At 71.2% G+C, this 13,401-nt stretch carries 14 protein-coding genes; 12 read left to right on the top strand and 2 right to left on the bottom strand.

Features of this window, described 5'->3' with window-relative positions:
* Positions 1-10 precede the first annotated feature (10 nt).
* The 10 genes from alr to BLU81_RS29920 are packed head-to-tail and all read left to right on the top strand — an operon-like array spanning position 11 to position 9,354.
* Positions 11-1,132 (top strand): alanine racemase, encoded by a 1,122-nt coding sequence (gene alr, locus BLU81_RS29965; protein ID WP_092548678.1) that lies wholly within the window; start codon positions 11-13, stop codon positions 1,130-1,132.
* Entirely contained in the window at positions 1,129-2,196 is a 1,068-nt protein-coding gene (locus tag BLU81_RS29960; protein ID WP_092548675.1) for an alpha/beta fold hydrolase, read from the top strand. Before alr ends, BLU81_RS29960 begins: the two co-directional genes overlap by 4 nt.
* Positions 2,193-2,642, top strand: coding sequence for a tRNA (adenosine(37)-N6)-threonylcarbamoyltransferase complex ATPase subunit type 1 TsaE (tsaE, locus tag BLU81_RS29955; protein WP_092548672.1), 450 nt, complete (start codon positions 2,193-2,195; stop codon positions 2,640-2,642). Before BLU81_RS29960 ends, tsaE begins: the two co-directional genes overlap by 4 nt.
* A complete protein-coding gene (locus BLU81_RS29950) occupies positions 2,639-3,322 on the top strand; it encodes a uracil-DNA glycosylase (RefSeq protein WP_092548669.1) in 684 nt (227 codons plus the stop codon). The genes tsaE and BLU81_RS29950 overlap by 4 nt, the downstream gene beginning before the upstream one ends.
* 9 nt (positions 3,323-3,331) lie before the next feature.
* Positions 3,332-4,024 (top strand): tRNA (adenosine(37)-N6)-threonylcarbamoyltransferase complex dimerization subunit type 1 TsaB, encoded by a 693-nt coding sequence (tsaB, locus tag BLU81_RS29945; RefSeq protein ID WP_092548667.1) that lies wholly within the window; start codon positions 3,332-3,334, stop codon positions 4,022-4,024.
* Entirely contained in the window at positions 4,024-4,545 is a 522-nt protein-coding gene (rimI, locus tag BLU81_RS29940; protein ID WP_092548664.1) for a ribosomal protein S18-alanine N-acetyltransferase, read from the top strand. The genes tsaB and rimI overlap by 1 nt, the downstream gene beginning before the upstream one ends.
* The gene (gene tsaD / locus BLU81_RS29935; RefSeq protein ID WP_092548661.1) at positions 4,538-5,590 is read left to right on the top strand and encodes a tRNA (adenosine(37)-N6)-threonylcarbamoyltransferase complex transferase subunit TsaD; all 1,053 of its coding nucleotides are present in this window, start codon (positions 4,538-4,540) and stop codon (positions 5,588-5,590) included. The genes rimI and tsaD overlap by 8 nt, the downstream gene beginning before the upstream one ends.
* Positions 5,591-5,599: 9 nt before the next feature.
* Positions 5,600-5,854, top strand: coding sequence for a hypothetical protein (locus tag BLU81_RS29930; protein ID WP_092548658.1), 255 nt, complete (start codon positions 5,600-5,602; stop codon positions 5,852-5,854).
* 42 nt (positions 5,855-5,896) lie between these two features.
* The gene (locus tag BLU81_RS29925) at positions 5,897-7,582 is read left to right on the top strand and encodes an ABC transporter transmembrane domain-containing protein (RefSeq protein WP_092548655.1); all 1,686 of its coding nucleotides are present in this window, start codon (positions 5,897-5,899) and stop codon (positions 7,580-7,582) included.
* The gene (locus BLU81_RS29920; protein ID WP_092548653.1) at positions 7,579-9,354 is read left to right on the top strand and encodes an ABC transporter ATP-binding protein; all 1,776 of its coding nucleotides are present in this window, start codon (positions 7,579-7,581) and stop codon (positions 9,352-9,354) included. Before BLU81_RS29925 ends, BLU81_RS29920 begins: the two co-directional genes overlap by 4 nt.
* 10 nt (positions 9,355-9,364) lie before the next feature.
* Here the strand turns inward: BLU81_RS29920 and groL are convergent, their stop codons facing one another.
* Entirely contained in the window at positions 9,365-11,014 is a 1,650-nt protein-coding gene (gene groL / locus BLU81_RS29915) for a chaperonin GroEL (RefSeq protein WP_092548650.1), read from the bottom strand.
* Between the two features lie 72 nt (positions 11,015-11,086).
* Positions 11,087-11,401 carry a co-chaperone GroES gene (groES, locus tag BLU81_RS29910; protein ID WP_092548647.1) on the bottom strand — a complete coding sequence of 105 codons (315 nt, stop codon included), beginning with the start codon at positions 11,399-11,401 and terminating at the stop codon, positions 11,087-11,089.
* A gap of 216 nt (positions 11,402-11,617) precedes the next feature.
* Here groES and BLU81_RS29905 point away from each other — a divergent pair, with 216 nt between their 5' ends.
* On the top strand, positions 11,618-12,799 hold the full coding sequence (locus BLU81_RS29905; RefSeq protein WP_092548644.1) for a class I SAM-dependent methyltransferase: 1,182 nt from the start codon (positions 11,618-11,620) through the stop codon (positions 12,797-12,799).
* A gap of 19 nt (positions 12,800-12,818) precedes the next feature.
* Entirely contained in the window at positions 12,819-13,301 is a 483-nt protein-coding gene (gene ybaK / locus BLU81_RS29900; protein WP_092548640.1) for a Cys-tRNA(Pro) deacylase, read from the top strand.
* Positions 13,302-13,401 lie beyond the last annotated feature (100 nt).

Here is a 13,401-nt window from a genome sequence, read left to right as displayed (position 1 = left end):
GGGTGGAGGCATGTGGCAGGCCGAAGTCCGCGTCGATCTGGACGCGATCAGGGACAACGTCGCGGTGCTGCGTGCCCGCACCTCCGCCGAGATGCTGGTCGCGGTCAAAGCCGACGGTTACGGGCACGGCCTGGTGCCGGCCGCCCGGGCCGCGCTGGCCGGTGGGGCGACCTGGCTCGGTGTCGCCGCTCTCGACGAGGCGCTCGCGCTGCGCCGGGCCGGGGTCGAGGCGCCGGTGCTGGCCTGGCTGCTCGCTCCGGGGCTGCCGTTGCACGAGGGTGTCACGGCCGGGATCGACCTGAGCGCCGCGACTCCGGAGCTGATCGACGAGCTGGCCGCCGCGGCCCGGCAGGCCGGCCGTCCGGCCCGGGTGCACCTGAAACTCGACACCGGCCTGGCCCGGGGCGGCGCGGTCGCCGACGACTGGCCGATCCTGCTGGAGACGGCGGCCAAGGCGCAGGCCGGCGGTGACATCGAGGTCGTCGGGGTGTGGAGCCATTTCGCCTGCGCCGACGAGCCCGGTCACGAGTCGGTGGACCGGCAGCTCGCCGCGTTCCACGCGGGGCTCGCCGTCGCCGCCGGGTTCGGCATCACCCCGCGTTATCGGCACATCGCCAACTCGGCGGCCACCCTGACCCGGCCGGACGCCCACTTCGACCTGGTCCGGGTCGGCATCGCGGCCTATGGTCTGTCGCCGATCGCGGGGGAGTCCCACGGGCTGCGCCCGGCCATGACGGCCCGCGCCCGGATCATGATGACCAAGCGGGTTCCGGCTGGTCAGGGCGTCTCCTACGGGCTGACCTATGTGACGCCGCGGGAGACCACCCTCGCGGTGGTGCCGCTGGGTTACGGCGACGGGGTGCCCCGGCACGCGTCGAGCACCGGCCCGATCCGGGTCGGCGGCACGACCGCGCGGATCGCCGGCCGGGTCTGCATGGATCAGGTGGTCATCGACGTGGGCAACGAGCCGGTCTCCGCCGGTGACGTCGCGGTCCTCTTCGGTCCGGGGACGTCCGGGGAGCCGACCGCCGACGACTGGGCGGCCGCCACCGGCACGATCAACTACGAGATCGTCACCCGGTTCGGCAGCAGCCGGGTGCCGCGTCACTACGACGGTGAGGTCGCCCGGTGAACCGGTCGAGAGTCGTCAAGGGCGCTGGCATATTCGGGGCCGCGGTCGGTGTGGCCGCGGCCGGTCTGGCCACCGCGTTCGCCGTCGAGCGGGCGCTGGTGCGCCGTTCGGTCAACGAGCCCGGTGATCCCTACGTCGAGGAGCCCTTCGGCGACCAGCCCTTCGATCATGAGCGGACGGTGACCGCGGCCGACGGCACCGACCTGCACGTGGAGATCATCGAGCCGGCCGGGGCGACCGACGAGCCGACCATCGTCTTCGTGCACGGGTTCGCCCTCGACATGGGCACCTTCTACTTCCAGCGCAAGGAGCTGGCCGAGCGCGGGACACATCGGATGGTCTTCTACGACCAGCCCGGTCACGGGAAGTCGAGCCACCTGAAATCGGGGACGTACGATCTGGCCGCTCTGGGCCGTTCGTTGGCCGCCGTGCTGGAGGAGACGGTGCCGCACGGCCGGATAATCCTTGTCGGCCATTCGATGGGCGGCATGACGATCATGGCGTTCGCCGAGCAGTTCCCGGCCTGGTTCGGTAACCGGGTCACCGGCGTGGTGCTGATCTCCACCTCGGCCGGTCTGTTCGACAAGGCCAAACTCGGCATCACCAACCTGGTGGCCCGGTTCAGCTCCCCGTTCTTCCCGCTGTGGGACAAGGCGGCCCAGCTCGGCGGCGGCACCATCGACCGGGCCCGGGTCGTCTCCACCGACCTGGCCTGGCTGCTGACCCGGCGGTACGGGTTCGGCGAGCCGAAGCCCAGCCCGACCCTGGTGACCTTCGTCGAGAGCATGAACTCGAAGACGTCGGCCGAGACCCTCACGAAGTATCTGCAGACCCTCTACACCCACAACCGGGTCCCGGCACTGTCCGTGCTGCGCGGCGTCCCGGTGCTGGTCGTCGTCGGTGACCGGGACTATCTGACCCCGCTGACCCACTCCGAGCAGATCATCGCGAACCTGCCCGAGGCCGAGCTGCTCACCATCGAGAACAGCGGCCACGTGGTGATGCTGGAGAAAGCCGACCAGGTCAACGCCGCACTGATCCCCTTCCTGGAGAAATTGACGTGAAACTGGAGACGGTCGAGGACACCCGCGAGTTCGGGCGACGGCTCGCCGGTGTGCTGCGCGCCGGTGACCTGGTCCTGCTCACCGGGCCGCTCGGCGCCGGCAAGACCGCGATGGTCCAGGGCATCGGCGCCGGCCTGGGTGTGCAGGGGCCGATCACCTCGCCGACGTTCGTGATCGCCCGGGTGCACCGGGGGCCGCTGCCGCTGGTGCACGCCGACGCCTACCGGCTGGGCGAGCGGCCCGACCCGCGGGCCGAGATCGACGACCTGGACCTGGACGCCTCCGCCGACGACGCGGTCACCGTGATCGAGTGGGGCGCCGGGATGGTCGAGCAACTGAACGACGAATATCTGCAGATCCGCATCGACCGGCTGGACGACGACACCCGGGTCGTCGACCTCCGGCCGCACGGCGGCGACTGGGCACACCGACTGGAGACCATGTGAACCTGACCGAGCTTCTCCCCGCCGAGTGGCGAGACGAGCTGACTCCCCACCTCGACACGGCCGCGACCGCCGCGCTGGGCACGTGGGTGGCCGAGGAGTACGCGACACAGACCGTCTACCCCCCGGTGGAGGACCTGTTCGCGGCGTACCGGCTGTGTTCCCCGGCGCAGACCCGGGTGCTCATTCTCGGTCAGGACCCCTACCACGGTCCCGGCCAGGCGCACGGCCTCAGCTTCAGCGCCCGCGAGGGGGTGCGCCGTCCGCCGTCCCTGAGCAACATCTTCAAGGAGCTCACCGAGGACCTCGGTGTCCCCAAGCCGGCCAGCAGCGACCTGACCGGGTGGGCGAAACAGGGTGTGCTGCTGCTCAACGCGGTTCTGACGGTCCGGGCGGCCAAGGCCGGCTCGCACGGCAACAAGGGCTGGGAGGCGTTCACCGACGCCACCATCAAAGCCCTCAACGAGCGTGACGAGCGGATCGTCTTCCTGCTCTGGGGCAGTTATGCGAAGAAGAAGGCGGTGCTGGTCACCAACCCGGCGCACGTCGTCCTGGAAGCCGGCCACCCGAGCCCGCTGAACCGGGTCGGTTTCCTCGGCAGCCGCCCGTTCAGCGCCGCCAACAAGGCGCTCGCCGACGGCGGACGGCCGGTCATCGACTGGGACCCGGCGGCCACGGTCTAGGGTTTCGCTGTGCTGGTACTCGCTCTGGACACCGCAACTCCCGCGTCGACCGCGGCTCTCGTCGAGGTGACCGCGGACGGTCTGGTGGGCGTGGTGGAACGGCGGACCGTCGACCCGCGCGCCCACGGGGAGAAACTCGCTCCCGAGATCGCCGCCGCCCTCGCCAAAGCCGGATTCCGGCCCCGCGACCTCACCGCGATCGTGGCCGGGGTCGGCCCGGGGCCGTACACCGGCCTGCGGGTCGGGCTGGCCACTGCGGCGAGCATGGGGCAGGCGCTGGGCATCCCGACCTACGGGGTGTGCTCGCTGGACGCTCTGGGGCGGGCCGCGGGTCCGGGGCGGGTGCTGATCGCGACCGACGCGCGGCGGCGCGAGGTCTACTTCGCGACCTACGCCGACGGTGTCCGGGTGACCGGCCCCGAGGTGGCCAAACCAGCCGACGTGGCGGTGCTCCTCGCGGGCGCGGTGGCGACCTCGCTGGCCGGGGCTGCGGACCGGGCCGCCGGTGAAGGGGCTTTGAAATACGGCGATGTGTTCGGCGTTCCGGTGGAGGAGCACCTGCTCTATCCGCCGGGCGCCGCGCTGGTCGCGATCGCCGTCGAGCGGATCCGCGAGGGCGCGCCGAGTGAGATCCTCACGCCGCTCTATCTGCGGCGCCCGGACGCGGTCGAGCCGGCCGCCCGGAAGTCGGTGCTGACCTGATGAGCGAGCTGCCCGAAGCCGTCGAAGAATCCAGTCACAACCAGAACCCCCTCGCGCCCGCCCGCGACTCCGGCGGTTACGCCATCGAGCGTTTCCGCTGGTGGCACATCGACGAGGTGCTGCCGATCGAAGAGGACCTCTTCGGCCCGGAGAAGTGGTCCCCCGCGATGTTCTGGAACGAACTCGCGACCCGGCAGTTCTATCTGGTGGCCTACACCCGCACTCATGACGGCGTGGTCGGCTACGCCGGTTTGTCCGTTGTGGACGAGGACGAGTCGTGGGTGCAGAACATCGCGGTCCGGCGGGACGCGCAGCGGCTCGGGATCGGCCGGGGGCTGCTGGAGGCGCTGCTCGCCGAGGCGGCCCGGCAGGGGACCCGGAAAACGCTGCTGGAGGTGGCGGTGGACAACGCTCCGGCGCAGAAGCTCTACGCGACGTACGGATTCGAGCCGGTCGGCATTCGGCGCGGCTACTACCAACCCAGTAACACCGACGCCCTGGTGATGATGCGTGATGCGTGACGAGCCCCTGGTCCTCGGGATCGAGACCTCCTGCGACGAGACCGGTGTCGGCATCGTGCGCGGCCACACCCTGCTCGCGGACGCGCTGGCGTCCAGTGTGGAGCAGCATGCCCGGTTCGGTGGGGTGGTGCCGGAGGTGGCCAGCCGTGCCCATCTGGAGGCGCTGGTCCCGACGATGCAGCGGGCCTTGGACGAGGCCGGTGTGACGCTCGCCGACGTGGACGCGATCGCGGTGACGAGCGGCCCTGGTCTGGCCGGTGCGCTGCTGGTCGGGGTGGCGGCGGCGAAGGGTTACGCGCTGGCCGCGGAGAAGCCGATCTACGGCGTGAACCACCTGGCCGCACATGTGGCGGTGGACACGCTGGAGCACGGCCCGCTGCCGGAGCCGGCGATCGCGATGCTGGTTTCCGGCGGGCATTCGTCGCTGCTGCTGGTCGACGATCTGACGGCGGGGGTGACCCCGTTGGGCGCGACCATCGACGACGCGGCCGGTGAGGCGTTCGACAAGGTGGCTCGGCTGTTGGGGCTGGGGTTCCCGGGCGGCCCGATCATCGACCGGTCGGCGCGCGAGGGCGATCCGGCGTCGATCGTGTTCCCGCGGGGCCTGACGGCGGCGAAGGATCAGGCCGCGCACCGTTTCGACTTTTCGTTCTCGGGGCTGAAGACGGCGGTGGCGCGCTGGGTGGAGGCCCGGGAGCGGGCCGGCGAGCCGGTGCCGGTGGCGGACGTGTCGGCGAGTTTCCAGGAGGCGGTCTGTGACGTGCTGACCGCGAAGGCGATCGACGCCTGCCGGTCCACCGGAGTGAAGACGCTGGTGATCGGCGGCGGGGTGGCGGCGAACTCGCGGCTGCGGGTGCTGGCCGAACAGCGGGCGGCGAAACACGGGATCCTGGTACGCGTACCGCGCCCGGCTCTCTGCACCGACAACGGCGCGATGGTGGCCGCGCTCGGCTCGCATCTGGTGGCGGCCGGAGTGGCACCGAGCCGTCTCGATCTGCCGGCGGATTCCGCCATGGGTTTGACCGCGGTGAGTGTGCCGGGGTAGGAAACGTTCATGATCGCGCGGATGTGGGAGGTGCGGGCCTCGCGCAGTGGCTTCGACGAGCTGCTGGCCTGGGTCTGCGACACGGCGGTGCCTGCCTTGGAGGTACTGCCACAACATGTGTCGAGTGACGTCTATTCGTCCACCGATCATCGCATCGTCGTCATCACCAAATGGCGCAACTCCCCGGAGAACCCGCGTACCCCGCCGGAGAACCTGGTGGCACGTGCTCCGCACGTCTGGGATTTCAATCCCGTCGATCGCTGAGTAGTCGCAGTCTGCGCATCCGGGCCTTACCGTCGGGGCCTGATGCGAAGATTGCCAGTGGCCGATCCCGGCGTGCCCGAGTCCCGTTCCGCGACGCGTTTCCTGCTCTGGCTGGGCCGGCGGGCCCGCCGGACGGTCGTCGTCGCGGTGCTCCTGGCGATCGTCTGGATGTGGTGTCAGGCGCTGGTGCCGGCGATCGTCGGCCGGGCGGTGGACGCCGCCGTCGCGGGAAGCGGCCGCGGGTTGCTCGGCTGGGGTCTGCTGCTGTTCGGATTCGGCATGGTGCAGGCGCTGACCGGTATCTCCCGGCACCGGTTCGCGGTGACCAACTGGCTCGGTGCCGCGTTCCGGACCGTGCAGGTGGTGCTCCGGCAGGCGAACGTTCTGGGTTCGGCCCTGCCCCGCCGGATGGACGCGGGCGAGGTGGTCGCGATCGGCACCTCGGACATCACCCACATCGGCGGGGCCGTCGAGATCACCGCGCGGGGGATCGGCGCCCTGCTGGCGGTGATCACGGTCACCGGCCTGCTGCTGTACACGTCGGTGTCGCTGGGTCTGGTGGTGCTTCTCGGGGTGCCGGTGATGATGCTGGTGGTGGGGGTGCTGATCCCGCCGTTGCATCACCGGCAGCGGGACTACCGGGAGCGGCAGGGGCGGTTGACCGGCCGGGCCGCGGATCTGGTCAGCGGGCTGCGGGTGCTGCGTGGGGTGGGCGGCGAGGCGACCGTGGCGGCCCACTACCGGGCGGAGTCGCGGGCGCTCGGTGAGGCGGGGGTGCGCACCGCGCGGGTGGAGTCGCTGCTGGAGTCGGCGCAGGCACTGCTGCCGGGGGTGTTCCTGGTGCTGGTGACCTGGATGGGTGCCCGGTTCGCGGTCACCGGCCGGATCACGGTGGGCCAGTTGGTGGCCTTCTACGCGTACGCCGCCTTTCTGGTCGCGCCGTTGCGCCAGTTGACCGAGGCGATCGACAAGATCACCCGCGGTCACGTCTCCGGCCGCCGGGTGGTGGCGATGCTGGGCGAGCGCACCGATCTGCCGGTGGCCGAGGTCCCGGTTCCGCTCCCGGTGGGCGATCTGGAGGACCCCGGGTCGGGGGTACGGGTGACGCCCGGCCGTCTCACCGCGATAGCCGCCAGCGCCCCCGCCGACGCGGCCCGGATCGCCGACCGTCTCGGCCGGTACGCCGACGGTGCCACTCTCGGCGGGGTCCCGCTGGCGGCGGCCGCCCTGTCCGAGGTGCGGCAGCGGATCCTGGTGTCGGACAACGAGTCGCGTCTGTTCTCCGGGCGGCTACGGTCGGATCTGGACCCGTACCGCCGCGATGTCCTGCTCGAAGCCCTGACCACGGCCGACGCCACTGACATCGTCGCCGCTCTGCCGGAGGGCGTGGACACCGTGGTCACCGGCGCCGGCCGGTCCTTCTCCGGCGGCCAGCAGCAGCGGCTGCGCCTGGCCCGGGCCCTGATCGCCGACCCGGACACGCTGATCCTGGTGGAGCCGACGAACGCGGTGGACGCGTGGACCGAGGCCCGGATCGCCGACCGGCTGCGGGTGGCCCGGCTCGGCCGGACCACGGTGATCTGCACCTCCAGTCCACTGCTGCTGTCCCATGCCGATCAGGTCTGGTACGTGGAGCACGGCCGGGTGGTGGCGACCGGGCAGCACACCGAACTGCTGGAGACGGTGCCCGGTTATGCCCGTCTGGTGGGCCGTGAGGAGAAGGCGTGAACCGTCCGCTCCCGGTGGCGACCACGGCGCAGGCCCGTCGGTACGCCCGGGACCTGATCCGCCTGCACCCGGGGATGTTCCGCGCCGTGATCGGTCTGCACGTGGCCGCCGCCCTGGCCGGGCTGGCCGGTCCCCGGTTGCTCGGCGACCTGGTGCAGGGTGTCCACGACCACGCCCCGATGTCCGAACTGGATCAGACCGCAGTGGCCATCGCGGCGTTCGTGGTGGCTCAGGCGCTGCTGATCCGGAGCGCGCACCTGGCGTCGGCCCGGCTGGGTGAGCGGGTGCTGCACCGGCTGCGGACCGAGTTCGTCAGCCGGGTGCTGGCCCTGCCGCTGTCCAGGGTGGAATCAGCCGGTCCGGGTGACCTGCTGACCCGGGCCACCCGGGACGTCGACGCGCTGGCGCAGTGTGTCCGGTTCGCGGTGCCGGAGACACTCATCGCCCTGATCACTCTCGGTCTGGTGGTCGGGGCTCTGGTTCTGGTCAGCCCGTTGTTCGCGGTGCCGTTGCTGGTCGGGGTGCCGTTCATGGTGGCGGGCACCCGGTGGTATCTGCGGCGGGCGCCGGGTGGTTACCTGCGACAGAACGCGGCCTGGGCGGAGGTCACCGAGGGGCTGGCCGAGACGGTGCAGAGCGCCCGGACCGTCGAGGCCCTCGGCCGTGGTCACCAGCGGATCCGGCGCACCGACATCGCCCTGCGGCACTCTTGGCGGGCCGAGCGGTACACGCTGCGGCTACGGACCGTCTGGTGGCCGCTGATCGAGACCGGTTACGTGCTGCCGATGGTGCTCACCCTGCTCGCCGGCGGCTGGCTGTATCTGCACGGCCGGATCACCCTCGGCGCCCTGACCGCGGCGGTGATCTACGTGCAGCAGCTGGTCGACCCGCTGGACCGGCTGGTCGGCTGGCTCGACGAGCTGGAGATCGGCGCGGCGGCCCTGGCCCGGCTGCTCGGCGTCGCCGCGGGCCCGTCCCCGGTACCGGCCGGGACACCGGAAACCGGGAGCAACCGGATCGAGGTGCGCGGGGTTCGCTTCGGCTACGAACCGGGCCGGGAGGTGCTGCACGGCGTCGACCTGGTCCTCGAACCGGGCGAACGGCTGGCCGTCGTCGGGGTCTCCGGGGCCGGCAAGTCCACCCTCGGCCGGCTGCTCGCCGGAGTCCACCGGCCCAGCGAGGGCAGCGTCACGGTGGGCGGGGTGCCGCTGACCGAACTGTCGCCCGAACGGCTGCGTGCCGAGGTCGCCCTGGTCACCCAGGAACACCACGTCTTCATCGGCACGCTGCGCGACAACGTGGCCCTCGTCCGGCCGGCCGCGCCGGAGGGGGAGATCCGGGCCGCGCTCACCGCGGTCCAGGCCCTGAACTGGGTGGACGAGCTGCCGGACGGGCTGGACACGGTGGTCGGCGCCGGTGGGCGCCCGCTCTCACCGGAGCAGGCGCAGCAGGTGGCGCTGGCCCGGCTGGTGATCGCCGACCCGCACACACTGGTGCTCGACGAGGCGACCGCGATGCTCGACCCGCGAGCCGCCCGTGATCTGGAACGGTCACTGGCGGCGGTGGTGAGCGGCCGGACCGTGGTGGCGATCGCGCACCGGCTCTTCTCGGCGCACGACGCGGACCGGGTGGCGGTGGTGGAGAACGGCCGGATCGTCGAACTCGGAGCGCACGACGACCTGGTGGCGGCCGGTGGGGTCTACGCGACGCTGTGGCGGTCCTGGCAGGGAGAGACCAGAGAGGGCGCGCCCGGTGGGCGCGCCCTCTCCTGAAACCGATCGGTCAGAAGCCCGGACCGTGCTGGTGTCCGTGCCCGTGACCGCCGTGGCTGTGGCCACCGGCGGCGGCCGGAGCCGCCTCGGCCGGCTTCTCCACCACGAGGCTCTCGGTGGTCAGCAGGAGCCCGGCGATCGAGACGGCGTTGGAGACCGCGTTGCGGGTCACCTTCACCGGGTCGATGATGCCGGCCGCGGCCAGGTCGACGTACTCGTCGGTGGCGGCGTTGAGGCCGTGGCCCCAGCCCAACTCGTTGACCCTGCCCACCACGACGTAACCGTCGTGGCCGGCGTTCTGCGCGATCCAGCGCAGCGGCTCGACGAGCGCCTTGCGGACGATGCCGACGCCGAGCGCCTCCTCGCCGGTGAGACCGAGGTTGCCCTCGAGCTCCTTGGCGACCTGGGCCAGAGCAGCGCCGCCGCCGGGGACGGTGCCCTCCTGGACCGCAGCCTTGGTCGCCGCGATGGCGTCCTCGATGCGGTGCTTGCGCTCCTTCATCTCGACCTCGGTGGCCGCGCCGACCTTGATCACCGCGATGCCGCCGGAGAGCTTCGCCAGCCGCTCCTGAAGCTTCTCGCGGTCCCAGTCGGAGTCGGACGCCTCGATCTCCTTGCGGATCTGCGAGACCCGGTCGGCGACGTCGGAGGAGTTGCCGCCACCATCGACGATGGTGGTGTTCTCCTTGTCGACCACGATGCGCCGGGCGCTGCCCAGCGACTCCAGGCCGACCTGGTCGAGCTTGTAACCGAGCTCGGGCGCGATCAGCTCACCGCCGGTGGCGATCGCCAGGTCCTGCAGGATCGCCTTGCGGCGGTCCCCGAAACCGGGCGCCTTCACCGCGGCGACCTTGACGGTCTTGCGCAGCGAGTTGACCACCAGGGTGGACAGGGCCTGGCCCTCGACGTCCTCCGCGACGATCAGCAGCGGCTTGCCGGTCTGCAGCACCTTCTCCAGCAGCGGAAGCAGTTCTTCGATGCTGGAGATCTTCTGGGTGGTGAGGAGGATGTGAGCGTCCTCCAGCACCGCCTCCTGCGACTCGGCGTCGGTCACGAAGTTCGGCGAGATGAAACCCTTGTCGAACTGCAGACCCTCGGTCACCTCGAGCTCGGTGTGCAGTGCCGAGCCCTCCTCGATGGTGATGACACCATCGCGGCCGACCCGGTCCATCGCCTCGGCGATCAGCTCGCCGATGGCGGCGTCCTGAGCCGAGATGGTGGCCACGTTGGCGATCGCCTGGTGGTCGTCGACCTCGACGGCCTTGGCCAGCAGCGCCTTGGAGACGTGCTCGGCGGCCTGGTCCATGCCCCGCTTGAGGCCGATCGGGTTGGCACCCGCGGTCACGTTGCGCAGGCCCTCGCGGACCAGCGCCTGCGCGAGCACGGTCGCCGTCGTGGTCCCGTCACCGGCGACGTCGTTGGTCTTGGTCGCCACCTCTTTGACGAGCTGCGCGCCGAGGTTCTCGTACGGGTCGGTGAGCTCGATCTCCTTGGCGATGGTGACGCCATCGTTGGTGATCGTGGGCGCGCCGAACTTCTTGTCCAGGACGACGTTACGACCGCGCGGTCCGAGGGTGACCTTGACCGTGTCGGCGAGCGTGTTGACGCCGTGCTCCAGCAGGTGCCGGGCGTCGTCAGAGAAGCTGAGAATCTTCGCCATTTATGGTCCCTTCACGCACCAGCGCCCTGCCCCGAGCGATCGGAACAGGGCGCAAGCGCAATCAGTTAGGTCTTACTTCTCGATGACCGCGAGGACGTCGCGGGCGGAGAGCACCAGGTACTCCTCGCCGGCGTACTTGACCTCGGTGCCGCCGTACTTCGAGTACAGGACCACGTCGCCGACATTGACGTCGAGCGGGACGCGGTTGCCCTTGTCGTCGATCCGGCCGGGGCCGACGGCGAGGACGGTGCCCTCCTGGGGCTTCTCCTTGGCGGTGTCGGGGATCACGATGCCGGAAGCGGTCGTGGTCTCAGCCTCGTTCGCCTGGACCACGATGCGGTCCTCGAGCGGCTTGATCGCAACCTTTGTCGCGGTAGTCACGGGCATACCCTCCTGGGTATCAGGTTTCGCCGACCTTGGATCAGGCCGGTCAATGCCTCATGCCACCGGGCGGGGCCGTCGTCGCGGGTGCCGGTCCGCCTGGTGCCTAACCGCCACGGAGGACCCGGGCGGTTGGCACCCTCATGGTGAGAGTGCTAATCGGAGACTATGCCGGAACTAGCACTCCGTCAACCAGAGTGCCAACCTGTCACGCCAGGGAGAATGCCTGTCGTGACCCCTGAGTTGTTGCATTTGTTGCAGACCCCGAACGGGGTGGAAGCCCTGGCCGTGGCGGCCGAGGTGGCCGGCGGTGAGCCGCTCGCCGCGGCCTCGGCCATGCGGGCCCGGGGCTTCGGCGCGGAACTCGCCGCGGCCGCCTTGACCCAGGCTAGTTTGCGAGAACGCGCCGCGATGAAGTTCGGCTCGGACGCCGCCCGGATGTTCTTCACCAGGGCCGGTCTGGAGCAGGCGACCCGCGCGGTGGTCGCGGACCGGCGCGCCGCCCGGCTCGCCGCCGCCGGTGTCCGGAGCCTCGCCGACCTGGGGTGCGGGCTGGGGTCGGACGCGCTGGCCGCGGCCCGGCACGGCATCACCGTGCACGCCGTGGATGCCGATCCCGGCACCGCGGCACTCGCCGCCGCGAACGCCGCGGCCGCGGGGCTGGCCGACCGGATCACCGTGGCGTGCGCCGACGCGACCACGGTGCCGGTGGAGCGGTACGACGCGGTCTTCGCCGATCCGGCGCGCCGCCAGGCCGGCCGGGGCCGGGTGTTCGACCCGAAGTCGTACTCACCGCCCTGGGACTTCGTCGCCGGGCTGGCCGGCCGGGTGCCGCACACGGTGCTGAAGCTGGCGCCCGGCATCGACCACGACCTGCTGCCCCCGGGCGCCGAGGGGGAGTGGGTGAGTGTCGGCGGCGACCTGGTCGAGGCGGCCTTCTGGTGCGGTCCGCTGGCCCGGGTCCCGCGCCGGGCCTCGCTGATCGGCCCGGACGTCGTGCTGACCGGCTCCGGCACCGAACGCGCCCCGGTCGGCGAGATCGGTTCGTGGATCTACGACCCGGATCCGGCGGTGATCCGCTCGCACCTGGTGGCCGAGTTCGCCGCGACGGTCAGTGGCCGGCTGGCCGATCCGGACATCGCCTACGTCTACACCGACGAGCCGGTGGACACCCCGTTCGCCCGGCGTCTCGCGGTGACCGACGTGCTGCCGTTCTCGCTGAAACGGCTGCGGACACTGCTGCGGGAACGGGGGATCGGGGTGTTGGAGATCCGTAAACGGGGCTCGGCGCTGGTCCCCGAGCAGCTGCGCAAGGACCTCCGGCTGTCCGGGCCGAACACCGCCGGACTGGTGCTGACCCGGGTGGGTGGCGCACCGCTCGCCCTTCTCACGTCGGTCGCCTGACGGGTAGTAGCGTTCCCGCATGGCCAAGAGAGCCGCGGGTACGCCGGCCACCGTCCTGCTGACCGCCGAGCGGGTGACCCACACGCTGCATCCGTACGAGGTGTCGCCGGACGCGTCCAACTACGGCGCCCTGGTCGCCGAGGCGCTGGGTGTCGCCCCGGAGATGATGTTCAAGACACTCGTGGCCGAGGTCGACGGCCGTCTGGTGGTCGGGGTGGTGCCGGTGACCGGTGACCTCGATCTGAAGGCGCTGGCCGCCGCGGCCGGTGGGAAGCGGGCGGCCCTGGCCGACCGGGCCGCCGCCGAGCGCAGCAGCGGTTACGTCCGGGGCGGGATCAGCCCGCTCGGGCAGCGTAAACGGCTGCCGACGGTGATCGATGACACGGCTTCCGGGCTCGACCTGATGTACGTGTCAGCGGGCCGCCGTGGCCTCCAGGTGGCCCTCGCGCCGGCCGACCTGATCCGGCTCACCGGAGCGACAGTCGCGCCGATCCGGTCCTGACGCCGCTGGATTGTTATCCCTTGTTTCGAGATAGATCGTCATGGTGCCTTGTGTTCTCGGCCACTGGAGAAATACGTTGCCGGGCGCAACTCTCCCCTCG

The sequence above is a fragment of the Actinoplanes derwentensis genome (genome assembly GCF_900104725.1).
GTDB lineage: Bacteria > Actinomycetota > Actinomycetes > Mycobacteriales > Micromonosporaceae > Actinoplanes > Actinoplanes derwentensis.
This window is presented reverse-complemented; position numbering and strand designations above follow the sequence as displayed.

Bases quoted from the DNA above. Each gene is read 5' to 3' on its own strand.
- alr (WP_092548678.1), top strand. From the start codon at position 11: ATGTGGCAGGCCGAAGTCCGCGTCGATCTGGACGCGATCAGGGACAAC.
- rimI (WP_092548664.1), top strand. From the start codon at position 4,024: ATGAGCGAGCTGCCCGAAGCCGTCGAAGAATCCAGTCACAACCAGAAC.
- tsaD (WP_092548661.1), top strand. From the start codon at position 4,538: ATGCGTGACGAGCCCCTGGTCCTCGGGATCGAGACCTCCTGCGACGAG.
- BLU81_RS29930 (WP_092548658.1), top strand. From the start codon at position 5,600: ATGATCGCGCGGATGTGGGAGGTGCGGGCCTCGCGCAGTGGCTTCGAC.
- BLU81_RS29925 (WP_092548655.1), top strand. From the start codon at position 5,897: ATGCGAAGATTGCCAGTGGCCGATCCCGGCGTGCCCGAGTCCCGTTCC.
- groL (WP_092548650.1), bottom strand. From the start codon at position 11,014: ATGGCGAAGATTCTCAGCTTCTCTGACGACGCCCGGCACCTGCTGGAG.
- groES (WP_092548647.1), bottom strand. From the start codon at position 11,401: ATGCCCGTGACTACCGCGACAAAGGTTGCGATCAAGCCGCTCGAGGAC.
- BLU81_RS29905 (WP_092548644.1), top strand. From the start codon at position 11,618: ATGCCTGTCGTGACCCCTGAGTTGTTGCATTTGTTGCAGACCCCGAAC.
- ybaK (WP_092548640.1), top strand. From the start codon at position 12,819: ATGGCCAAGAGAGCCGCGGGTACGCCGGCCACCGTCCTGCTGACCGCC.